The sequence below is a fragment of the Niastella koreensis GR20-10 genome (genome assembly GCF_000246855.1).
In the GTDB taxonomy this organism is placed as follows: Bacteria; Bacteroidota; Bacteroidia; order Chitinophagales; family Chitinophagaceae; genus Niastella; species Niastella koreensis.
This window is the reverse complement of sequence record NC_016609.1, coordinates 8,799,131-8,824,090: the sequence shown is the minus strand read 5'-3', so window position 1 is coordinate 8,824,090 and position 24,960 is coordinate 8,799,131. Positions and strand designations below refer to the sequence as shown.

The 24,960-nt window shown below is 43.7% G+C and carries 16 protein-coding genes; 2 read left to right on the top strand and 14 right to left on the bottom strand.

What is annotated here, in order from left to right; all coding sequences use genetic code 11:
* Window positions 1-6 precede the first annotated feature (6 nt).
* The 3 genes from NIAKO_RS35460 to NIAKO_RS35450 all read right to left on the bottom strand — a co-directional run bounded on the left by NIAKO_RS35460 (window position 7) and on the right by NIAKO_RS35450 (window position 3,708).
* Complete coding sequence (locus NIAKO_RS35460; RefSeq protein WP_014223333.1) at window positions 7-2,124, bottom strand: GDSL-type esterase/lipase family protein; 2,118 nt, start codon at window positions 2,122-2,124, stop codon at window positions 7-9.
* A gap of 107 nt (window positions 2,125-2,231) precedes the next feature.
* A complete protein-coding gene (locus NIAKO_RS35455) occupies window positions 2,232-2,843 on the bottom strand; it encodes an alpha-ketoglutarate-dependent dioxygenase AlkB family protein (protein ID WP_014223332.1) in 612 nt (203 codons plus the stop codon).
* A 10-nt stretch (window positions 2,844-2,853) separates the two neighbouring features.
* Window positions 2,854-3,708: a methylated-DNA--[protein]-cysteine S-methyltransferase gene (locus NIAKO_RS35450; protein ID WP_014223331.1), complete on the bottom strand. Its 855-nt coding sequence runs from the start codon at window positions 3,706-3,708 to the stop codon at window positions 2,854-2,856.
* Window positions 3,709-3,935: 227 nt separating this feature from the next.
* On the opposite strand from NIAKO_RS35450, the gene NIAKO_RS35445 reads away from it, so the two are divergent.
* Entirely contained in the window at window positions 3,936-4,547 is a 612-nt protein-coding gene (locus NIAKO_RS35445; RefSeq protein WP_014223330.1) for a hypothetical protein, read from the top strand.
* 141 nt (window positions 4,548-4,688) lie between these two features.
* Entirely contained in the window at window positions 4,689-6,134 is a 1,446-nt protein-coding gene (locus NIAKO_RS35440) for a serine hydrolase domain-containing protein (RefSeq protein ID WP_014223329.1), read from the top strand.
* A 116-nt stretch (window positions 6,135-6,250) separates the two neighbouring features.
* On the opposite strand, the gene NIAKO_RS35435 is transcribed toward NIAKO_RS35440, so the two are convergent.
* From NIAKO_RS35435 to NIAKO_RS35385, 11 genes are all read right to left on the bottom strand, one after another.
* Window positions 6,251-6,808, bottom strand: a complete 558-nt coding sequence (locus NIAKO_RS35435) for a hypothetical protein (RefSeq protein ID WP_014223328.1) — start codon at window positions 6,806-6,808, stop codon at window positions 6,251-6,253.
* A complete protein-coding gene (locus NIAKO_RS35430; RefSeq protein ID WP_014223327.1) occupies window positions 6,808-11,799 on the bottom strand; it encodes a DUF6443 domain-containing protein in 4,992 nt (1,663 codons plus the stop codon). Before NIAKO_RS35430 ends, NIAKO_RS35435 begins: the two co-directional genes overlap by 1 nt.
* A gap of 37 nt (window positions 11,800-11,836) precedes the next feature.
* Window positions 11,837-12,448, bottom strand: coding sequence for a hypothetical protein (locus tag NIAKO_RS35425; protein WP_014223326.1), 612 nt, complete (start codon window positions 12,446-12,448; stop codon window positions 11,837-11,839).
* A gap of 30 nt (window positions 12,449-12,478) precedes the next feature.
* Window positions 12,479-15,862, bottom strand: a complete 3,384-nt coding sequence (locus tag NIAKO_RS35420; protein ID WP_155966956.1) for a DUF5977 domain-containing protein — start codon at window positions 15,860-15,862, stop codon at window positions 12,479-12,481.
* A gap of 120 nt (window positions 15,863-15,982) precedes the next feature.
* Window positions 15,983-17,197, bottom strand: a complete 1,215-nt coding sequence (locus tag NIAKO_RS35410) for a hypothetical protein (protein WP_014223324.1) — start codon at window positions 17,195-17,197, stop codon at window positions 15,983-15,985.
* A gap of 273 nt (window positions 17,198-17,470) precedes the next feature.
* Window positions 17,471-17,617, bottom strand: coding sequence for a hypothetical protein (locus tag NIAKO_RS38900; RefSeq protein WP_155966954.1), 147 nt, complete (start codon window positions 17,615-17,617; stop codon window positions 17,471-17,473).
* 44 nt (window positions 17,618-17,661) lie between these two features.
* Window positions 17,662-18,660, bottom strand: coding sequence for a DUF6263 family protein (locus tag NIAKO_RS35405; protein WP_014223322.1), 999 nt, complete (start codon window positions 18,658-18,660; stop codon window positions 17,662-17,664).
* 67 nt (window positions 18,661-18,727) lie between these two features.
* Window positions 18,728-19,372, bottom strand: a complete 645-nt coding sequence (locus NIAKO_RS35400) for a hypothetical protein (RefSeq protein WP_014223321.1) — start codon at window positions 19,370-19,372, stop codon at window positions 18,728-18,730.
* Window positions 19,369-21,402 carry an RHS repeat-associated core domain-containing protein gene (locus NIAKO_RS35395; RefSeq protein WP_014223320.1) on the bottom strand — a complete coding sequence of 678 codons (2,034 nt, stop codon included), beginning with the start codon at window positions 21,400-21,402 and terminating at the stop codon, window positions 19,369-19,371. Before NIAKO_RS35395 ends, NIAKO_RS35400 begins: the two co-directional genes overlap by 4 nt.
* A gap of 125 nt (window positions 21,403-21,527) precedes the next feature.
* Complete coding sequence (locus tag NIAKO_RS35390) at window positions 21,528-24,299, bottom strand: DUF6443 domain-containing protein (protein ID WP_014223319.1); 2,772 nt, start codon at window positions 24,297-24,299, stop codon at window positions 21,528-21,530.
* A 37-nt stretch (window positions 24,300-24,336) separates the two neighbouring features.
* Complete coding sequence (locus tag NIAKO_RS35385; protein WP_133055377.1) at window positions 24,337-24,819, bottom strand: hypothetical protein; 483 nt, start codon at window positions 24,817-24,819, stop codon at window positions 24,337-24,339.
* Window positions 24,820-24,960 lie beyond the last annotated feature (141 nt).

The window sequence follows — 24,960 nt, the reverse complement described above, 5'->3', positions numbered from 1 at the left end:
CCCCCTTTATTTCCCAATTACCTGTTTTATCATTGGTTGCAGGGCGCCCACCCAGGCGATATAACCCTTATCAGTGAGGTGAATGCCATCGGGCCGGTAACAACCACCGGCCAGGTTGCCACTACCTGCATCTATCAAATATCCGGAAGGATCGCTGAAGAAGATGTTCCGGTTATTTACAAACTGTTGGATCTGTTGATGTACCAGTTGATATTTTCTGCGGTATTCATCCGTGGCTTTATTACCCGCCGGCAATGGGCCAGTTAAAATAATCTTTGCCCGGGGTAGCTTTACTGCAATTGCTTTTAATACTGTCAGGATTCCGGCCACCACATCATTGGCATCATCGTCCTTGAAATTGTTTACGCCAATGGTTACCACTACAACCTCAGGATCGGCTTTTGAAAAATCGGTATGCTGTACCCGCCACAACAGATTTTGTGTTCTGTCACCGCGAATGCCTGCTACCCCATATTTGTAAGCAGCCAGTGCACTGTCGAATGCATGCGTTCCGGCCCCCTTTACTTCCAGCCTTCTGTGACCAATTGCCTGCGTAATGGAATTACCTAATAATAACACATCCAGCTTGCCTGTACTGTCCAACGTATGTTGAATGTCGTTGTAATTATCCCACCAGTCGGTTTCGTTGCCAAAGCGGTATTCCGATCCCGGCGCTGAAACAGCAGCAAACTGCACTTGTTTATGCGTGGCTTTTAAAATAAAATCAACAATGGGTGCAGGATTGGGCAGGCTATGCGGGTGATGACCAATACCGGGTTTGTGAATCACCGTGATGTTCCCGTTCAGGGCCAGCACCTGTTTTTCAAAAATGGCGGTGTTTTCACTAACGGGCACCAGGCTATCGGCATCGCCTACTACATGTAACATGGGATAACCGCCCTGTACAAGCTGCGGTATTTTATCAATGGGGTTGCCTTTGAAAGTGATGGCCTGTTCGTCACTGGTATACCCATAATCTTTTTTAAAGGCTTCCCATTCAGGGGCACTGCCTTTGGCGCTTCCTTTGCCTCCGGGCCAGCTTTTAACATCCAACACGGGCGCATCTACATACACACAGGCTACTTTACCGGGGTTTTGTGCCGCCCAGTTATAGGCGTATATTCCTCCACGACTAAATCCTTCCAGACAGGCCGTTTTCGATAAGCCTGCTTTCTGCAACAGATCATAGAATTTATTCCAGGTGTTGATGGCTTCTGCATTTCCGAACAACTCGGCTACATCGCAATACACTACATGAAAGCCGCGATCGAGCAGGGCGATCTCTGTTTGTGGTTCCACATTCCAAAAGCGGGCATTCCAGATCCATGGTTTGCCTTCTGCTACCCGGCGGGGTTTTACAATTTTGGCCTTATGGCCGTTGAAATTAAAATCGGCGCATTCATAGCCGTAATAGGAAGAAACCGTGATTTGCTCTTTTATTTTTTTAAAGATGTCGGACGATTTATCGGTTTTATTCACCACTACCTCGTACAATCGTTTGGCCAGGATGGTTTGGCCCAGCGACGATGGATGCAAGCTATCGGGAAAAGTAGTAGGCATATCCTGGGTTATACTATGCAGATCTACCAGTTCAAGCTTTTCGTCATAGGCTACCTGTCTGATACGGGGCAGAATTAATCTGGCAATGGCCTGTTCCGTTTGTAAGGCAGTATCCGCCTTGTAAGAGGTAACCGGCAATAACAAAATAATGCGCGGGTGCGTAGACAGGTTTTGAAAGGAATGCACCAGCGTTTTATAATCTGCAATAAAACTGTCTATCTGTAACCGGTAAGGCAGGCGGCTGTCGTTGGTTCCCAGTTTTATAAAAACTATGTCAGGGTTACTTTTCAATGCCTGCTCATAGGTTGGCGTGGCCATATAAGCACGATCACAATTCTTTATCACCGTCTTGCCACTGTTCCCAAAATTCATCACCTCATAGCCATCGCCCAGCATTTGCTGCAACTGTGCGGGATAGGCATTTTTTTCGGGATGGGTTAACCTGGCCCCGAACGTAATGCTATTGCCAACACAGGCAATGCGAATTGTCTTTTGAGCAAATACAACAGAGTTTACTAACAGGAAAACGATTATCAGGAAATGGCTGGGTGCTGGCTTTTTCATATAGTAAGCCCCTAAAATAAGGCATTTTCCCCTTTCAGCTGGCTGTTATGCATACAGCGCGCACCAAACCGGTAATTAGTGTTAATTCATGGCTATACTTTATACTTTTATGGCTGTATCATAGTCCTGAAAGTAAGATTCACCCTGGGCGTGGTAATGCGTTTCGATTTGGGTAAACAATGCAGCCAGTGCGTTTGTGTGGCGCCTTTCATCACCAGCAGGCTGCCATGTTCCAGCATCATGGAAAGGGTTTCCTTAGTTTGCCTGTGTTTGAAGGAGAATTTACGTTCTGCCCCAAAACTAAAGGAGGCAATGGCGGAATTCTCTCCCAGCGTTTTTTCATCATCACTGTGCCAGGCCATGCCTTCCTCCCCGTTATGGTACAGGTTCAGCAAACAGGAGTTAAATGAATCCCCGGTTGTTGCCTCTACCAATTGTTTCAGCTCAAGCAATTCTTTTGTCCATTTTAACGCCTGCCTGGTGATCCTGGAATAGGTATAGTCGTAATTGTTGTTACCATACCAGGCTACTTTTCTTTTGGTAATGATGTGGCGGCCAAAGATCACCGCTTCGTCGTTCTTCCAGTGAATGGTATTTAGTAACCTCTCCAGGTAATGATCGGCCTGTTTAACGGTTAACAGTTTACCGTAGTAGTTAACGGTGCCATCCTGCGGTAAATAGTTGATGGTTTCGTCTGTATGCTGATTGAATAAATCCATACTGCTGCATTTAAATTGCCGAAGAAAGTTTTGATGCCTCCCAACCGATCATGGCGTGCTTGCGCGTAGGCCCCCAATGGTAATTGCCGAATTCGCCATTTGCCTTTATTACCCGGTGACAGGGAATTAAAAAGGCAACCGGGTTACTGCCCACGGCCGATCCTACGGCGCGGGAAGCCTGCGGCTGGCTGAGCTTGCCCGCAATACCCGAATAGGTAATCAGCTCGCCCATGGGGATCCTGAGCAGCGCCTCCCACACTTTTAACTGAAAGGGCGTGCCTTTTAAATGCAGTTTTATTTCATGCAGCTTGTTCCAGTCCTGGGTAAAAATAAACAGGGCGTTTTGCTGTATTATATCTGAAAGCTGGCGGTACTTCGCATTGGGGAACTGGTTCTTCAGCTCCTGCAAAGCCGTTTCCTCCGCCTCATCTACAAAGGCCATATAACAAATACCCTTGTGGGTGGAAGCGATAATAATGGTGCCAAACGGGCTTTCGGCAAAGCTGTAGTTGATGGCCAGCTGTTCGCCCCCGTTCTTGTATTCGCCCGGCGTCATGCCTTCTACTTTTATAAAAAGATCGTGCAGGCGGCTGGTACCGGAGAGGCCAGACTCAAAAGCGGCATCCAGCAAGGTAACTTCAGACCCTTTTTTCAACACCTGTTTGGCGTGTTCCAGGGTAAGGTATTGGAGGAATTGCTTGGGTGTAACACCGGCCCAGTCTTTAAACATGCGTTGAAAGTGAAAGGGGCTTACGTGTACGTGTTCTGCCACCACCTCCAGCGAGGGTTGGTCTTTGAAATGATGCCGGTAAAACTCAATGGCTTCGGCTATCCGGTTATAATTTATTTCCTGTTGCTTTTCCATAACGGCTATTTTATACCACAAAATTCTTTCACCGCAGCCAACTGTAAAACCCGTTTCTTGCGTAATTAATAGCAAAAATGGCTGAGTTTTTGCAAATAATTATCAATTTAATTCATAAATCGCCGTATCCGGATCAGGCAAAAAATAGTAACTTCCAAAACTTCTTGTCCTTGCTTTTGTTTATTAGCTACCCGGAACGTAATTAAATCAACAGAAAATAATAATATATGAAATTTAGCTTGTCGGTTTTATTAGTGCTCTTTTCGGCAGCCGCAATTGCACAACCAACATTGGTAGAAAAGTTTCAAAAGATCGGAACAGCACAACAGGCCCAACAATTCGTAGATGCCAACCCGGATATTAAACCGGCTATTTTACACCTCACTTATGGCAAGGACACATCGCTTATAGACAAACGGTTATTACGCCAAAAGCAGGGCGATATCTTTTCTGTAGGGTACGTTACCTACAAAGTGGTGGAATCAAAAGAATCTGTCGCCTACCGCGCCAGTTATATTTTCCTCGATGGCAGTTCCCTATCGCCTTCGCAAATAGACAGTCTGAAAAAGCTGATCGTAGCAAAAGCCAATGCAGGCACTGCCTGGGATAAACTGAGTGACGAATACACAATGGATGGCAATACCACCAAAGGCGATACCGACTGGTTCTTTGGCGAACTGATGTTCCCGAAAGAAGTGCAGGACGCGGTGGCAGCCCATCAAAAAGGCGAAATCTTTTTTGTGGATGTAGCCGAGCGCAACTGGCATTACATTATTAAAAAGACCTACGACGACAAGATCCAGAAAGACGTTGTGGTGTTAAAGGCCAATGGGCGATAAATAACCAGGCTACTCTAATCTCATTTTAATACAGCCCCCCCGACAGCTTTAGCTCGCCGGGGGGTCTTTTTTTACCGGAAAACAACATCTTTTGTATCTTGACGTTCGATTATCCATATATCTTTTAATCCTATTTAAACCATGAAAGTTTACCTGCTTACCAGCCTCTTTCTAACGCTTGGCTGCTGCCTCAGTTTCGGGCAACTATCTGCCGACGACATTTATACCATTATCAACAAGGAAGTTCAGCTAAAAAGATGTCCCGGTATTGTAGTGGGCACTATTGACGCTACCGGCAAACGCCAGGTGGTTGGTGCGGGCTCATTTGAAGACAAAAAAGAAAGCAAACCCGATGGCAATACCCTGTTTGAAATTGGCAGTGTTACCAAGGTATTTACCTCTCTGCTGCTGGCCGATATGGTGATAAAAAAACAGGTAAACCTCGATGATCCCATTTCAAAATATCTGCCCGCCAGTGTGACTGTTCCGGTAATAAAAGGAAAACCCATCACCCTGCAACACCTGGCCTCCCACTCCGTTGGCTGGCCCCGCTTTCCCGATAACTACGATGGCAAAGACCCTGATAACCCATTTGCCGATTATACTACCGAGCAGTTATACGATTACGTAAGCCGCAGCAATTTTGATTATGCGCCCGGTACCTGGTTTCAGTACTCCAACGCCGGTTATGGACTGCTGGGAAATATTTTGTCTATTGTAGGTGGTAAGCCGTTTGAAACCCTGGTAAAAGAAAGGATCTGTGCTCCACTGGGCATGACGAATACCACCATTACCTTAACTCCGGCGCAATTAAAAACCCTGGCGCCCGGCCACTCCGAATATGGCGCACCGGTTAAAAACTGGGATATGCCGGCTATTGCGGGCACCGGCGCCATCCGATCTGATGTAAATGACCTGCTTACGTTTGCCGCCGCCAACCTGGGACTGGTTAAAACCGACCTGTACCCAGCCATGCAATTAGCGCATATTCCACGCATTTCAAAAGGGAAAGGCGAAGGGGATGTAACCCTGGGCTGGACGCTTGAAAAAGCCAACGACGGCGACGAATACTTATGGAAAGATGGCACTACAGGTGGCTACAAATCAATTATCCTGCTGAACCGCACTAAAAAAACCGGCGTGGTGATTCTGGCCAATTCCATGAACCAGATCAATGATATTGCATATCATATTTTAGTTCCTTCCATAGCTGTTAAACCATATCGTTATACCTGGGCCCTCCACGATTTTGTGCTGGAAACAGTAAAAAACAAAAACGTTGACAAGGCCATTGAAGAATATAAGACCATGAAGGCAAACAGAAGCCCCGGGTTGGTGTTTGATGAAAGCCAGCTGAACTATGTAGCGAGCGATCTGCGTCAGTTGAAGAAAATGCCCGCAGCTATTAAAATACTTGAATTGAATACGCAGGAATATCCTAACTCGTCAACAGCTTTTGAAGCGCTGGGTGAAGCCTATAAACGCAGTGGTAAGAAGAAAGAAGCGATCGAGAATTATGAAAAGGCCGTGCAGCTGGATGCGAAAAATGCGCATGCGGTTTGGATCCTGGAGCAGTTGAAGAAATAATTAACAAATTTGAAAATGTGAAAATTAGCAAATGAAAAAGCGCGGGTTCTACGAAACAAAACCCGCGCTATTTAATTCAAATCTTAAAGGAAAACATGTTGAACAGCGAACAAAATTTAAAAATCCGAAATAACCTCATATTCTTGCCATCCTTTTAATAGTATCTTTTTAATTGTCTCGTTCTCCTCTTTATAATACATTCCAATGCTCCCACTGGAATGAAAATAAAAAAAGAATTCATTTTCTTTATCAAAAAATAATGGACTGTAAGGAGCAATGTTGCTAACAATACATTTTAAAACAATTGGCAGGTATTTGTCCCAATTTTCACACCTACAGCATCCCGAATAGCCTACTTCTATCCCGGAATCTTCCAACATCTTTAGATAATTCTGAGATTCTTCAGACTTATTTTTTAGTTGATAGTCGGCTTTATCACTCTCCGGGTTCCATGTATCAAGGCAAAAATCCCACCATGATTTACTATAAATTTTTAAATCATTTTTCAAGTCGCCAAACAAGGAATAAAATAAAAATATTAATCCAGCCACTGAATCATCATCATCATTTACTAAATAGATTTCCTTTCTTTCGGCAGTACTTTCGGGATAATAATCCATATTTGCCCAATTAAAAGGAAAACCAGTCTCATTTACTTTTTCAAGAATTTTCATTATCTGCGAATTATATTGAATTTGGACCAGGGAATAAAATCCCCTGTTGGACCTTTGTGTTTTTTTAGAATAAAATTACCGTACTGATCTGCATCCTTAATCCATTTGAGCCCTTCGGCATTTTCTTCAAATACTTTAAATCTACTTGGGCCGTGGCCTGTTCTATCTACCGACCACCATAAGCCATCGGTCCTGCTCTTATAAAATGTACCCCATGTACTGTTCTTCATAACAGCAGAGGAATTTTCATCAGTTAACTTCCAAAGCTTTTTAGTTTTCTTGTTGGGATTTTGCTGGTTAGGTTTTTTACTAGGATTATCATTTCTTTTTGAATTGCTACCAGAAGAAGAATTTTTAGCCGTGGCTTTAAGAACATTTTGCAATCTTATTAATTCTGCTGTAGCCCATGCTCCATCTGCAGATGCAACCGTACCTACAGATGCACCATGGCCGGCAACTAACAGCCCTCCGCCTGAAAAAATCAGGGCAAATGGGCCCGTTCCCAGTCCTCCGGCTGCAGCTCCGGCACCTCCTTCAAATTCAGCTGCGCCCTGAAGCAGCGCCAACGCATCTCCTTCTAACCTTCCCTTTAAGTAATCGATTTTGTCATTTATATCGTCAAATTGATTTATAGGGTCATCTCCTCTTACTTTAGCCCAGAAGTCAGTAAATCCAAAGGTATTAGCATTCTTCAATGCATCGCTCACCCCTTTTTTATAAGCAGGGCCGCCGCCGGGAACTGTTCCAAAGCTGCTGTTAATAATATTTGCTGCAACTACGGCGCCTTGAATTGATATACTTGTAATATTTATGGCCAGGGTAGTTAAATTAACTGCTGTAGCTGCGGCTTTATGACCTACCACAACAACCGATGTCAATTCTTTTGCTGCTTCAGCTGTAGTAGCAATTCCACCAAACAAACCATCTACATCTATTTTGTTTATCGGATCGTCTCCGGCGTATAAATATGGCGTTAAATATCCATAGTTATCCATTAAGGGATCTACTTCTACAAATCTTCCGATCTGCGGATCATAATTCCTGAATCCATAGTCATACCAATCCAAATCGGCATCATCAAAGAGCTCTTTATCGTTATAAAGATAATCATTCTTTAACTTTCCTTCATTTACGTCTCCCGCTTTACGGCTGCTGATCGAGGCAATTCTTAATCCATAAGCATAATAATGATTCTCTTCAATTATATTTCCTCTGGTAATGCCCACTTTCAGGTTATCGAAGTATACATTCTCATTATTTTGATTGCTTACATATACGAACGCATACCCGTTTTTCGGCGCCTTCACGGCTCCTAAACCAATTGGAGCGGGGTCACTTCCCGATGCGCCCACCTGTTGTTGTACTACACCACCATCGGCCGCTTCTATAAAGTTGAAACGTTCATCGAAAAACAAGATGGTTAAGTAGGCCTGAGGCGCAGCGCCGTTGCCACCCGCAGGCTGTACAGCGTTTATAAAACCGGATGTACCATTTAACTGGTTGGTAATGCCTGTAGCATTGGCCTTTACCATGCTGGTAGCAGCACCGCCGCCTGTAATAGCCTGCGCCAGGCTGGTTAGTACTGACGTCACCATATTGGAGTTACTGTTGCTCCCTGCTACATCATAATAGTATTGAACGGAGGCGCTTACCTGGTCGCCGGCCATTACTTTTTGTAAAGTATTGGGACCAATGTTATGACCGGCATTGGTACCCAACCGGCTAACCGAACTACCCAGGTTGGTACTTTGCCAACCGGAGGGTTTTGGATAGCGGGTTGTCTCTACCTCATTGCTCCCGCCGGTTTGACCGAATACAGGATCCTCGGCGAGGTTCCTGTTTGATTCCATTGTACAGGTATTATAAGCGCTGTGCGCTTCTTCAGTCAACACCATCCGTACATTCTGCTGGTAATCCTTTATGAAATAATCAAACACGCCCATGTGCCCATCGGGCAATGTTATATTCCCGTTGATTGCCATTGCATCCAGACCACCATCCTGGCTGCTATTGATAGCTGTTATTGCCCGGATGCGGCCCTCTTCAAAACCAATGTACGACAGCGTTCCTCCACTGGTAGCAAACGGTGGCACGGTGGTTGTGGTAACAGAACCGCTTTCCTGGTATACAAACTGGTTGATATAAGTGGTAATGGTAGAAGCAGCTCCGGATTCAGGGATAAATACCCGCTGCAGCTTTTCTCCATCAGCACTGTAAACTATCCTGATGGTCCCTTTTCCGGCAATACGTATTTTTTCCGGTTTATCCAGGTAATTATAACTGATGCCATTGGCCCCCACTACATTTTCAAGGTCCTTTGCATTTTTATTCAGATCCACCACCACATTGCCGTTGTTGTCATATACGTAGTCAGGGGTTGTGCCATTACTGCCATCTTTAAAATCGCCCGATAAACCATTCACATTCGTGGTCGACATCTGGTCGGTTACACTTTGCAGCTTATTGCTATAAGAAGCATAGGTATAATTCAACTCATCTATGGTTATTGGCGCTGCCGTACCGGGCATCACCCCCTTTTGTAACATGTTCAATAAGTTACCATTCAGGTCATATGTTATTTTTCCACTGCTCCCTGTAACCGAAAAATCCATTTTGGCATTGCTCCAGCCGTCACCAGGATGTTTCTGTTCGTTAAAAGCGGCATTGATCAGGCGGTTTGCATTATCATACGTATAATCGTATTTCCGTTGTGCATCATCTCCCTGCGTATTCCATAACACGCCGGTAACCTGGCCGTTTAATTGCGACCTGGCGAATACATTGTCCTTATTGTCATATCCCAGATACATGCCAAAGAAATGCTCCCACTTATTATAATTTCCCGGGTTCTTAAGTGCAAAGTCTTTATTAATGCCTGTTAACTGGTTATGAATATTAAAGCTATACTCCAGCGATTCCAGCCCACCGCCTTTTCGACCATTTACCGGAACGTAATCAGGGTCAAAGCGTCTGGCTTTTAGCCTACCAACGTCGTCATAATCATATGTAGCAACCGTTTTTGAAGCATTGGCACCAAATTGCTTTTGAATGGAAGTAAGCCGGCCTAGTTTATCTGAATTGTATTTCGTGAGGGTAACAAAATTGCTAAAGCCTGTACCGGCTGTTGTGTGATCCGAACAGATACTCAAAATACGATCATCAAAGCTGTATTGCATTGTGGTTACATCCGTACCTGTTTTAATATTATCTTCCAGCGTTTGTATGAGCACTCCTTTTTCATCGTAATAATTAGTGGCCGACAAAAAGGTACCGGATCCAATTACCCGCGTCATTTTTCCAGTTGGCAAACCAAGCGTCCGTTTTGAGGTAATAATGGGTAATACATTTGGGTCACCGGTACTGTATGCTGATGAATTCGTGAACCCTGTGTTGAATGGCTTAGCTGCTGCAAATGAGTATTCATCGTAAAACTGGTATTGTTCAATAGTTGTAACGGCAGCATTATTGAGATCGCTATTCGAAATGGGATTATTATAGGTCGGAGTATTTACTGAGTATCCCTGTGCTGCAGTAGTGACAGTCGTTGAAGCATTTGCTGCATTATTGATATCAGCTTGTAATTGAGCAACAGTTCTGGCTGTATTAAATAACGCAGTAGCTACAGGCCGGTCCAGTTCGTCGTACATATAGGCCGTCCATTGCGGAGTAGATAAGGCTGACTGATTGCCATCCTGTGTAAATACAACCCGGTCACGAATATCATACAGCAAGTTTACTGGCGCCACACCAGGTGATTTTTTCCAAATCACTCTTCCTTTATCATCATAATTATACTGAAAACACCATTCATTCAACACCTTTATTCCGTCGGTTCCGGCAAAAGACCACCCGTGACTATCCAGATACTTTACCGCTTCCGGTTGTAACTGGTATCTCATTAAGTCTAAATCGTCATATATGTTATAGGTGCATATCCAGCCAGCATGCCCGGCAGATGGCACATCGTCGATCTGTATTTTTTTCAGGATCAGTTTTCCTGATTTATCTGTATATGTTATAACCGATTTTCCATTTTCATCAATAGTTGTTACTTTATATAAGGAGTTAGGAGCATACACACCTATGTTAACGGGAGGATTGCCCTTGATATAGTCTACTGCAAACATTTGCACATTATCATTAGCACTGTTCATATCATATCCACCAGCTTCTCCGATAGCACTTGTCCAGGTAGTACCAGGTGCTTTCACTCCCTCCACCCGGTTTAATGGGCTATTATCGAACGAGAGAGAAGAATATGCACTCGTTTCGTTATAGATGTTTGTATAATACTGTGGTTGTTCAGTAAGCGGAGCTGTTTTATACTTTCCAATTTCAGTGGTAGTGGTATAAGGCAGGTATTGTTGAGGTTGCCGGCCAAACTGGTCGTATTGTGAAAATTGCACCACATCGCCCCAAAGCCCACCTGCCGTAGCCGGTGTAGCGGTTTCCCGGCTTACCTTTTCGACTGAACGGCCCAAACCATCTACATAAGTGGTGGTTTGTAATTTCTGGCCAACAGGTAACTGATCTACCGCCTGCCAGGTAGTAATACCAGTAACCTGTACATCATGCTCACGGATATAATTGCGGTCTTCCCAATTCGCAGAAACAACGCTTAGCTTTATCACATTGGAGAATATGGAAGCGCCAAAAATATTGGTCGTTTGTCTTTTGAACCACATATTTTGTGTAAGCGGTCCCGGCGTGTAACTGCTTTGTGCGGCTCCTGATATTATTGTAAAACCTGCATCATTAGGTGTAGTGCTGCTATACCACTGGTACGTTTGCCCCACCGATGGAATGCCTGCTATATAGATCTCCACCAGCTGATCGGGTGTTTGGTTATACCCGAAATGGGTGTTACCACTCACAGTGCCTATGGCATGGTTGGGGTTCCATAGTTGAAATTGAGAAAACGCACTATTGGTAATGCTCAAAAAAGTGAGGTTAATGAAACATACCAGCAACAGAAATTTGTTACGTATCATCAGAATACTTTTTTAGGATAATAACTAATGGATCGAATTAGTCTTTTTTATAATCCGGTCTTTTCTGCATAAATGGCGCCTGTACTGTTTTACGGGCAGGCCTGCTCATAATACGCTGTAGCACCGGCGCTGAAAGAGACGATTGAGGCCCCATGGTGGCATACAGATCTCCTGTTTCGTCCACAAAAAACTTCCAACCGGCGCCTGTAATATCAAAGCCAGTATGCCGGTTCTGCTCTTTGTGCGTAAACCATTGCATTAATTCCGATTGACCGGCAGCTGTTTTTCGGGTATACATCCCTTCGGTCAGCAACAGATCAGGGCATTTGCTTTTAAATCGGTTTTTCACAGCCCCTTTACCAGATTCGGTAAAGCCATCTTCAATCGACAACATGCCTATTACCTGGCAACTATCCTTATATTTCAGACAAAAAGAAGCTAAATCATTCACGGTTGCCTCGGTTTCGTTGCCCGACAAAACGACAAATACCATTTTCTTACTGTAATACTTTGCCAGCTCAATTACACCTCCGTTTATATTTTTCGGTTTAATGCTGTAGATCCCTTTAGGGGGAAGAATAAAAGAAACCAGGAACAACCCAACTGAGCCAATAATTAAAGGAATTACCTTTTTAAATACATTTTTCATAAATAATTTCTTTGCCTGAAACAAATGATATCAATAATAATTAGTCCCAACACTTACATAATGACAATCTTCATTAAAAAGTACATTATGGAAAGTCCATGGCTCATACATATTCCATTTATAGTTTTCGTCGCCGCAGGTAACATAATCATGGTAATACCAGGAATACAAATTGTATGGTGTGAATGTTACATCATAAGTGCCAGCCGGGATTGACCATGAACCCGAGGCGTAATTTGGGTATCCCGACGGAATTTCGAAATAATAGTAGCCATTATTATCTGTGGTACTTTGTAGTTCAATGCGTATCCAGTCGGGGGCAACGCTGTTATATTCAAGACCAATCATCGGAGTCTGGCAATAACCGTCCGTATTATTAGCCTGCTCCTGTGCCCACTGACGCGCCTGGTTATTGGCATCCGCTATTGACACGTTCGAGCCGAACGAACCTGGACCAACTTGTATATAAACAGCATCCCCATATCCAGGTCCGGCCGGACAAGTTTGTTTATTATAATAACCACTCTGATCTGTGCTATACGAGGAAAAAGGACATGCGTCACTGACTCCGCCATCCTGCCAACTGGTTTGGCCATAGCTGCTGCTGTTTGGATTTACATCTGTTGCCAACACCATGATATGCGCAGGTGTTTGTCCGTTTATATTAGTACAATACGTTGCTGCACCATCCGTCCAATCCCAAATGGGTCTTGAATCCGCTACACATATTGCATTGGCCGGATCATTGGCATTCGCCTGGCCATTGGCGGCAATTTCCTGTAATGCCTTTTGGTTCGCGTCGTCCTTGCTAGTAAGCGAAGTATATTTATTGCCAGGTACTGAATAAGTTACCTGACCACCCTCCCAGCCATCGGCGCAAGTTTGCGTATAGAATGGTTGGGATTGCGGATCATTGTAATAAAGCATATGACAGTATTGTGATCCGGCGTTATCTGCCTGTTGTTGTCCCTGCGTTAAGATCTCCTGCTCAGCCTGGGCATCCGCATCGGCCTGGCTGATGGCAGATGTATATTTATTGGCTGGTACCGTATAAGGCACATCCCCGCCGACGTAACCTGAACCACAATTCGATTTCGTAAATATTTCAGTAATCTGATGATTCGTATAAGAGCCAGGACAGCCATTTTGTATGGACACGTTGTTGTATTCATACATCTTCACGATGTTCCTGTTCTCATCTTTTATAAAGCGTAACCTCGCCATATCATCGTATTCATAGTAAGTAGCCCGGTTGTTCTCATCGCACTCCGATGTTTTACCGATCAACGGATCATAGGTGATCGTGCGCATGCGGGCATTCTTAGGATACACTCTTAATTCATCGATGTAGGCACTTCCGTTAACCGATACCGTTCCTGTTCCCGCAGCAATCTCATATTCATAGTAGGTAAAGCCATTTATAACAGGAGCAGATTTAGTAAGGGAGCCGCCTGATACCACTACCCCGCTGCCATTGGCCCAGAATGAAAGTAAATAGGGTTTGGCTGTATTCAGTGTTGCAGACAGCGTGCTGCCGGTCAGGTTAAATACTCTTGCCCCGGTAATACCGCTATTATTTACATAGTTGGCTGCACCCGATAACTGCCAGCCGCCTAACACATTTGTTTCAAAACTGGTATACGCAGGTTTATCAGTCACCGCATCGGCATTGATCACAGAAGCTACCGTGTATTTATCCTGGTAATCGTAAATATTAGTCACCAGCCGGTTGCCCTCATCTTTAGCGCCGATCAAATTACCTGATGCGTCATAAGTGAACAACTGGGTCACATGGAACTTTGAATAATCTGTATTATTAGGGCCGCCATAATAAGTCCAGCCACTGGGGCGATCGGCTCTTTCTTCCAGTACCCGAAGGGGCTTTATATCGCCGTTAGACAGCTGCGTAAACTCTGTTACCCGTTGATTCGTATAACCCGAGCTTCCTGAAGCTTTGCTTATGTATTCCTGAACAGACACCGGTACAGACACCATATTATTGGCATTCATCACATCGAATGCGCCGCCCGTAAAATCACCGCTGTAGGCTATGTTCTTAGTAACATAATCGCCATTGCTTTGTCTTACAGTAATTGTCTTGACTTCGTAGTTGGGTGTTTCAAAATTATATTGATACGTGGTGTGCGTCTCTACAAATTGAGTAGCATCATTTTTCCTGTATACCCGCTCTATGGCTTCTTCCAGTTCTGTTCTGCCTGAGTACATCGGGTAAAAATCCACATCAAGCTCTCCATTAACACTTTGCATTTCATAGTTGGCATTGTATTCTGCTGGTTTTACCCAATCGGTATTACGCTGCGAAGCAGTCCTTTCTACCGAACATTTGCACGACACCAGATCACTCCAGATCCCTGTGGCCGGAGGCGGACAATGGAAACAACTTTGACCGAGTATATTCTGCGCCTTGTCAAAATCATATATGTTTTCTGTTTCCTTTAATTTGTTGCCCGAAGCATCATACACCCTGATAAACCTCGGCAAACCATAAGCCCAGGGCCCAAACCGCTGCCGGGCTACAAAATGAGGATTGGTTTGGATCCAGATCGGAAAATCATCGTCACTGGTAAACACCTGTACCGTTCGCCCATTCGCCCCCGACCCTTCGACGACCTCTACTCTTTTAAATTGCGTGGGCAATGGACTGGTGGCGTTCAGATCAGAATTATGATAGGTAATAGAGGTTCCATCTTTGGTATTACTTGAAAAGCAACTTATGCCCAGCGTTATCAGTCCACCAACTACATCCACTATAACGCTCACCCACGATAAAAAGCCCGTACTGCCACAAGCCAGTGATACTATATCCACAACGGTAGTAATCGTAGAGATCACACCTAAAACAGGCGCAATGGCATCCATTGTTTTTTGAAAACTGGTAAGGTCTACAGCCTGGTTTTGCGACAGGATACCAGGATATTGATAGGTCCATACACAACTGCCGGCCGGCGCAGTACGCCAGGTCCATTTATACTTTCTTTCTTCCGGTTCATAGTGCATCGTGTTGGCTTCCTGGTTCACCGGCATTTCAACGGCCCACATCGACGATTGTGTTGAATTCTCCAACACATAATTATAATGAGTTACCAGTGGATTAGCACAACCATTGGAGTAACCGCCATCCGTTGAACTTGTTTGCGATACATGCACACCGCCCAACACAATGCTTGAACTGGTATTCATGGGCACACCGGTATTCTGTTGATACTCATAACTAAGCGTACCGCCGGTTGGATAAATGATCTGACGCAACAAGCCGTTTTTGGCGTAGCCATCTTTTGCATTCGTAAGCGCCGGAACATTATTTCGTAAAAAAGCACAAGCCTTTGCACTGGTTATTATTCGGGTTAAATTGCCCGTCCAGTGGTGACATGGAGTTGGATGAATTGTCCGCACTGTATGTACCGTTGTAAAAACCCCAGATATCATGTGCATATGAAAAGGCCGGAGGCACTACATCATCGGGGTTATTGGAGCCTGTGTAATAATCAAATTTATAAGGTGGGGAATCATCCTTTAGATCAACCCCCAGTTTTTTACCGATAACAAACAAAGGCGTGCTACCTTTTTCTGATAGTCCGTTACCGGGGTACCATACCGGTTCAAAATAAAATAACTGGTAGTTAACACGTGTTTGGAAAGATAGCGGCCCTGATAAGTTATATCAACAGATGCGAGCGCTCTTTCACCCGACAGATCAGCCCGGTCTGCCCCATAATTAAAGGTCACATTATGGCCATCAGGCATAGTGATATTCCTTATCTCCATTGTTTTCGTAATGGAGGTCTTATGTGTTACGGTGGAATAGTCGTGCCAGGAATCATAAGCAATATCAACACCGGCTATATTGTTTACAGACCTGAGATCATAGCTGAAAGTAATTTTTGCATGCGTAAAGGCGTCCTCTATTTCTGAGAGGTACCAGCTATTGATCACCCAGGGTTTCACAAACGAAGCATTTTCAAATCCCCGCTGATGATAAACGTTGCCCGCATCAAATTTTGGCTGCTTAAGTTTCTCTTTAAGATCGGCGCCGGTATAATTTTCCTCCAGCACCTCCATCGATCCATGCTCTTTAAACCGGTAAATTAACCCATCTACATCCTGGATCGTAAAAGAGGTGATCGTAGTACGTATACCGGCCATATTTTCATCCCGCTGAAAGCTCACCTTCATTTTTGTATCACCTAAAAATGCACCCACATCGCCGCGGCCAGGATCAAGCACAAACATCCCCGCTTTACCATTGAACTGGAATGAGAAGTAGTCTAATTGTTTATCCGATGCCACAGGGTTATGCTGCTTATACAACTGGTTCATGGAGTGATAGATCGGGTACCTCGTCAATGACAATGGGCAACCATTTCTTGGATCCTGATCGGTATTATAGGCATACAAAAAACCGTTCGGGTATTTCGTTATGTCCGACTCCTTCCCATTACCATCATAAGCCTTTTGATCATCTGGTTCCCCTACCTGCATGCGCGTAATTACTCCACCCGCCACCAGGCTCCAGCCCTGACCCACGTTAGAGGCCACATCATTTACTTTTAGACCATTACCAGATGTATAACTTAATGCCACCAGGGTATTTAACCGGCTTTTATTATCCTGCCAGTTAAATATGGGTAAGGAAAAGGTGGCACTACCCGTTTGCTGGTTTACCTGCGCATGGCTGGCAATAAAGAGCAATAAACCCGTACAAACGCTGATTATCCTTCTTTGTAGCATAAGACTGTTTTTATTTTCCAGGACCTTAGGTTATTTTTCTTAAGACTATTTTTTCTATTTTGGGACAATACAATCCCGTTTAGCCCCCTTCAACCATTTGTGGTCAAGGGATGCTAACAGTATTAAATACCTGTTTTTTGGGCTATTTATCGATTAGGAACAATACAATTCTGTTCAGCTCCAACTCAACCACTTTGGGTTCAATTGATGCCAATTGCTTTTGTGTATACCCTGGTAAATCGACTTATTAAAATGTATAACCCACCCGGAATTCTATTCTTTTAGTTGCTCCTCATAATAATGACACTTAGTAGAAGAGGAATCGGCGACTCTGCCTATGATAGCGATGTTGTCCTGTGCCTGTACAAATTCATACAAGCTCAGGGCCGTAAACAGAATAAGCATTCGTTCGGACATCATAAGTTAAGGTTTGGATATTGGCATTACAGAAGCTTTCTGAATGCTTATATCTTTTTCCCATTCATCCTGATGGAAGTTTTTATAGTAACCGGAATATCGTTACCCATCATTTGGATACTGCCTTCTACCTTGGCAATCACCTTATTTTTTAATAACATGCCGGTTTTTGCATCTACTTCGTACTCGCCTGTTTGATTGCCCTTCAGGTTACTGGTCACCGAAGTTCCCATTACACTGGCGTTTGATTTATCACTAGTCATCTGACCTTCCGATTCAATATAAGCTATCCCGTCATCAATATCTTTAAGTGTATAGCTGGATGTTTCATTCAGCGGAATTTCTCCATTTTGCTGTGATTGCATTTTCCATTTATCTCCTACCTGAATGGCCGAATCAGGAAATAAATGGAAGGCCTGGTCAATATTCTTTTTGATAAGACCATCTCCAATTACCTTATTCCATTTATCCCAGGCCAGATTTTTCGTCTGCATATCTGTGGTATTCAGGGATGCTATTATTTTTTCACCCAGTTCTTTATATCCGCTGATATCTATTATTTTGCCTGCCGGACTTATAACTGCTGTAATGTTTGTTGTTTTCAAAAACCCCAGCATTTTTTCCACCGGATCAAATGTCGCACCTGCATTGTCGGCATCCATTTCCGACTCTTTATCACCCGATTTGGTATACAGGTGAATTTTTTCGTAATGCATTTGTAACAAATAATTACCGGCACTGTCTTTTTGAATAGCATACGTGAGGTCTACATCGGATTTATTCTTGTTGTTGATGCTTTTACCCTGGGCCTCCAATGCTATATCATATTCATTGTTGATGGTATAGTAATACTTTGAACCTGGCTGTAAATTCAAATGTAAACTAAGGGCGCCGTCTTTGCTGTCGGCGCCTTTGGTTCCTGCTATCCCACTCTGATTTTTATCTTTGTGTGTGTTGCCGTGCCCCGACGGGGTATTACAGGCAATGCCCAGGATGAAAAAGCCAAAGAGGTATGAATTTTTGAGTACAAATATTTTTTTAAACATAACTTATAATTTAACCTCGCCTGGAGGTTCGCTAATATTATACCTTTAATACAGCCTGTTAGGCACATTAATTTATTAGTGCTTTATAGACCTGCGGCAACCACTCCCGTATTTCTTCCTGTTCCACTTTCGGTTGCTTAAACTGCTCTCTAAAAATGGAAGCTAATTCAGGTTTGAAGCCGATTATATCAAGAGGATGATCATAATCATTAGCAGAATACTTGCCCCAATTTCCACTTTCACTAAACACAAGGTATTCGTTGTAACTCATCTCAAAAAGAACGGCTGATATATAGTTTCCACTTGTTAGCTCTTGCCAGGTTATGTTCACTGGAAATTTCATCCTGAACATTGGCTCTCCCTCAGTAAACGCTTGCGAGTGTTGAATAATTACAAAGTATTCTTCGCCAGCTTCCTGCATAGCTTTTTGCAGTTGCATAAAATCTTCTTCCAGGAATAGACAACCACCCCTTAATGCTATTATATCAAATTCAGTATGATAAATTAAATCTGGCAAACGCTTGCCTTCAATAAAAATTTTATCCTGTATCGGCTTCCAAACGCTCAAATAATCATGTGCCGTCAGCCAATATTTTTGTAAATATTTTTCGGCAAGTTGCTTATTACCCCACTGCTCGAAAGGAACTAACTTTGAAAATGAAGCATGCGGGTAATTCGAGTACTCATCTATATGTTTGCTGTATTCTATCATGGAGTAATTCTTATTTTAAAGATCTGACCTGCCTTGTTTATATCAATTGTATAAACACCTGTTGTAGTAGAAAAGTGGTTAAATAAGGTTGTGCCATCTTGCATTATTACCGTACCGTTGGCTTGTCTTGCTCCACCTTGTGATATAGCTTTAAATATTGCGTTCCCATCTCCTTTCACAAAACCTTGCATTGCACCTTTTACCGGAGTTAGCTCTCCTGCACCTTCTATCAGGCTTTCCGCACTGTTAAATTGGTTCAAAAGCTTAGTTCCCGTTTCAACTTCCTTTTCAATGGTATTTAGGGCAGCTACTTCTTCTATTGCTGCTCCCTCCGGCCCTACGGGCGAAAGGTACATCATTGGATTGGCCGCAAACTGATGGACAGGGTCCCGATGTGCACGCCAGTTATTCTGTGCGTTTTCCCACATTTGCTGTCCAGCTTCTTTAGTTCGTTTCCATGCCAGCCACCAGCCTCGCTTTTGCTTTTCCCACATGTTGCTGAAAAAGCTATCATCATCATCATAATTCCTAAGTATAACTTTCTGTTCAGGCTTTGCGGCCGGTTTTGGCTTTGCAGCAGGAGCAGCTGGTTTGGGCTTTACGCCGCCTCCGCCACCTTTGCCTACTTGTTTGGGATCACCGCTGTTATCTATTAAATTAACTGCTGTATGCGCTAACGAAGTGAAAATACCCGTTGAACTTATTAATGTTGAGAATAATTTAAACGAGGTACCGGCCGACTCTGCAGCAGAAATTGCAGGAAATATTGCTTTAACATCAGATACAATATTATAAGAATAGGAGAAATCACTTACAGTACTGCTTATTTTTGCCAGCGTTGAAACACCTCCTTCCAAACCGTCGATATCGATATTCGTGATGGGATCGCAGCTCGCATACTGATAGGGTGTTAGGAATGGATAATCGTCAGTAAGCGGATCAAGCTGGACAAATCTTCCGATCTGCGGATCATAATTCCTGAATCCATAGTCATACCAATCCAAATCAGCATCATCAAAGAGCTCTTTATCGTTATAAAGATAATCATTCTTTAACTTTCCTTCATTTACGTCTCCCGCTTTACGGCTGCTGATCGAGGCAATTCTTAATCCATAAGCATAATAATGATTCTCTTCAATTATATTTCCTCTGGTAATACCTACCTTCAGGTTATCGAAGTATACATCCTCATTATTTTGATTGCTTACATATACGAACGCATACCCATTCTTCGGCGCTTTTACTGCTCCTAAACCAATTGGAGCAGGGTCACTTCCCGATGCACCCACCTGTTGTTGTACTACACCACCATCGGCCGCTTCTATAAAGTTGAAACGTTCATCGAAAAACAAGATGGTTAAGTAGGCCTGAGGCGCAGCGCCGTTGCCACCCGCAGGCTGTACAGCGTTTATAAAACCGGATGTACCATTTAACTGGTTGGTAATGCCTGTAGCATTGGCCTTTACCATGCTGGTAGCAGCACCGCCACCTGTAATAGCCTGCGCCAGGCTGGTTAGTACTGACGTCACCATATTGGAGTTACTGTTGCTCCCTGCTACATCATAATAGTATTGAACGGAGGCGCTTACCTGGTCGCCGGCCATTACTTTTTGTAAAGTATTGGGACCAATGTTATGACCGGCATTAGTACCCAACCGGCTAACCGAACTACCCAGGTTGGCGTTTTGCCAACCGGAGGGTTTTGGATAGCGGGTTGTCTCTACCTCATTGCTCCCGCCGGTTTGACCGAATACAGGATCTTCGGCTGAGTTCCTGTTGGATTCCATTGTACAGGTATTATAAGCGCTGTGCGTTTCTTCAGTCAACACCATCCGTACATTCTGCTGGTAATCCTTTATGAAATAATCAAACACGCCCATGTGCCCATCGGGCAATGTTATATTCCCGTTGATGGACATCGCATCCAGACCGCCATCCTGGCTGCTATTGATAGCTGTTATTGCCCGGATGCGGCCCTCTTCAAAACCAATGTATGATAGCGTTCCTCCACTGGTAGCAAACGGTGGCACTGTGGTTGTGGTAACAGAACCGCTTTCCTGGTATACAAACTGGTTGATATAAGTCGTAATGGTAGAAGCAGCTCCGGATTCAGGGATAAATACCCGTTGCAGCTTTTCTCCATCAGCACTGTAAACTATCCTGATGGTCCCTTTTCCGGCAATACGTTATTTTCCGGTTTATCCAGATAATTATAACTGATGCCATTGGCCCCCACTACATTTTCAAGGTCCTTTGCATTTTTATTCAGATCCACCACCACATTGCCGTTGTTGTCATATACGTAGTCAGGGGTTGTGCCATTACTGCCATCTTTAAAATCGCCCGATAAACCATTCACATTCGTGGTCGACATCTGGTCGGTTACACTTTGCAGCTTATTGCTATAAGAAGCATAGGTATAATTCAACTCATCTATGGTTATTGGCGCTGACGTACCTGGCATCACCCCCTTTTGCAACATGTTCAACAAATTACCATTCAGGTCATATGTTATTTTTCCACTGCTCCCTGTAACCGAAAAATCCATTTTGGCATTACTCCAGCCGTCACCAGGATGTTTCTGTTCGTTAAAAGCGTCATTGATCAGGCGGTTTGCATTATCATACGTATAATCGTATTTCCGTTGTGCATCATCGCCTTGCGTATTCCATAACACGCCGGTAACCTGGCCGTTTAATTGAGACCTGGCGAATACATTGTCCTTATTGTCATATCCCAGATACATGCCAAAGAAATGCTCCCACTTATTGTAATTTCCCGGGTTCTTAAGTGCAAAATCTTTATTTATGCCTGTTATTTCATTATGAATATCAAAACTATATTCCAGCGATTCCAAACCACTGCCAGTCCGCCCATTTATAGGGGTGTAAGCCGGATCAAATAGGGTAGTTTTTATCCGGCCGATGTCGTCATAATTATACGACGCAACCGTTTTAAATGCATTGATGCCAAATTGCTTTTGCACAGAAGTAGGCCGCCCCAGTTTGTCAAAATCATATTTGGTGAGCGTTATAAAGTTGCTAAAGCCCGTACCTGAAGCCGTGTGATCGGAACAGGCACTGAGCAGCCTGCCATTGAAATGGTACTGGCAGGTCAATATATCGGTGCTGGACTTTATATTGTCCCGCAGTGATTGGATATTGTGTCCCTTCTCGTCGTAATAAATCGTAGACGACAGGAAAGTTGTTGTACCGAGTACCCTAACCAGGTTTCCGGTAGATAAGTCCAACGTCCGTTTCGATGCAGCAATTGGCATTACATTGGGATCGGAAGTGGAATAAGCCGACAAATTAGTAAAAGCTGTATTAAAGGCTTTGACACCTGAAAAAGAATAATCATCAAAAAACTGGTACCTCACAATGGAGGCAACAGCAGCATTGCCCAGGTCAGTTACAGCAATCGGATTATTATAAGTTGAGGTAATGATCGAATAGCCCTGCGCTGTTGTATTAACAGCCGATGTAACATTAGCTGTATTCGTTATATCGGTTTGTAAGCCGGTAACGCTTTTTGTTGTATTGTACAAAACCGTCATCACCGGCCGGTCCAGTTCATCATATAAATAAGCCATCCATTGCGGTGTAGACAAGGCAGCCTGATTACCATCCTGCACAAATACCAGCCTGTCGCGCACGTCATATACCATATTCATTCCGGCTGCATCAGGCGCTTTTTTCCAGGTTGTCCTTCCTTTCTCATCATAATAGTATTGAAAACATAAGCCATTTAATACTTTCTGCCCATCGGCACCTGAAAACGACCAGCCATGGTTATCAAGATAGTTTACTGCTTCGGGCGATAGTTGATAACGGATCAGGTCCTTGTCGTCATATATAAAATAGGTACATTGCCAGCCACTGTGAGCAGTAGAAGGAGCATCGGCTATCTGCACTTTTTTCAGGATCAATAATCCTGATTTATCGATATATTGAATGACTTGTTTGCCATTTTCGTCGATAGAAGTCCATTTATACAACGTATTCGCTCCATAGGCTCCTCTATTAACAGGAGGGTTTCCCAGAATATAATCTACACTAAACATCTGTACGTTATCCGCTGCACTGTTCATGTCATATACTCCATTATTACCAGGAGCATTTGCCCATACCGTACCGGATTCCTTTACATTTGTTACCCGGTTTAACGGACTGTTATCGAAGGTGATGGTTGAAAAAGAATTGGTTTCGTTATATACATTGGCATAGTATTGTGGCTGTTCGGCCAATGTAGTTGTTTTAAATTTCCCGCTTTCCGTAGTGGTTGTATAGGGCAAATATTTTTGCAGTTCACGGCCAAATGCATCATACTGCGAAAACTTTACTAAATCACCCCATAAGCCACCTGCCTGCGAAGGCGTAGCTGTTTCCCGGCTTACTTTTTCAACCGAACGCCCCAAGCCATCTACATAATTTGTGTTTTGTAATTTCTGACCGATGGGTAACTGATCTACGGCCTGCCAGGTAGTAATTCCGGTTACCTGTACATTATGCTCCCGGATATAATTGCGGTCTTCCCAATTAGCAGATACAACGCTCAACTTTATAACATTGGAGAATATGGAAGCGCCATAAATATTGGTCGTTTGCCTTTTGAACCACATGTTCCGGATAAGCGGCCCGGGCGTGTAACTGCTTTGCGTGGCCCCAGGAATAACAGCAAAACCCGCATCATTGGGTGTGGTGTTGCTATACCACTGGTATGTTTGGCCAACCGATGGGATGCCTGCTATATAGATCTCCACCAGTTGATCGGGTGTTTGGTTATACCCGAAATGGGTATTACCACTAACGGTGCCTATGGCATGGTTGGGGTTCCAAAGCTGGAATTGAGAAAATGCACTGTTGGCAATGCTCAACAAAATGAAGCTTATGAAACATACCAGCCGGAAAGGTTTTCTACATATCATCGGAAAACTTTTTTACATTATATAACTTGAAATTATTTTAATTGCCCTGCTTCCTGAGTTTCATTTCCTTTCGTCTTTTCTCCAGTTCGGGAGCAGAAGTCCCCGGCCTGCTGGGCTTACTCATCACACGCTGAATAAATGGAGAGGTCAGGGTAAAACGCGCACCCAGTGCACCATACAGCATGCCGCCTTCATCTATAAAGAATTTGCATCCGGCTTCTGTTACGTCTTTGTCAACCCGCAGGTTTTGTTCTTTATGCGTAAGCCATTGCATAAGCGCCGACTGGCCTGTTGAGGTGTTCCTCGTATACATACCTTCAGTTAATATCAACTCCGGTATTTTTCCATTATAACGGGCTTTAACTACCTTCTTCTCTGCATCATTATAACCATCTTCTATCGATAACACGCCGATAATGACGGCACTGTCCTTATATTTCATGCAAAAAGCCGATAGCTGCTTTAGGGTTGAATCTGCTTCCTTTCCGGATAAGGTGATAAACACGATTTTTTTACCCATGTACGGAAACAAATTCACTTTATGATTATCTAAATCGTTGAATGGAACAGTATAGATACTCTTAGGTTGTAAGAAAAACGAAAACAATAATAGGGTACATGATGCAGCTAATAATTTCACTATCCGGTTACGCAGGTTCAT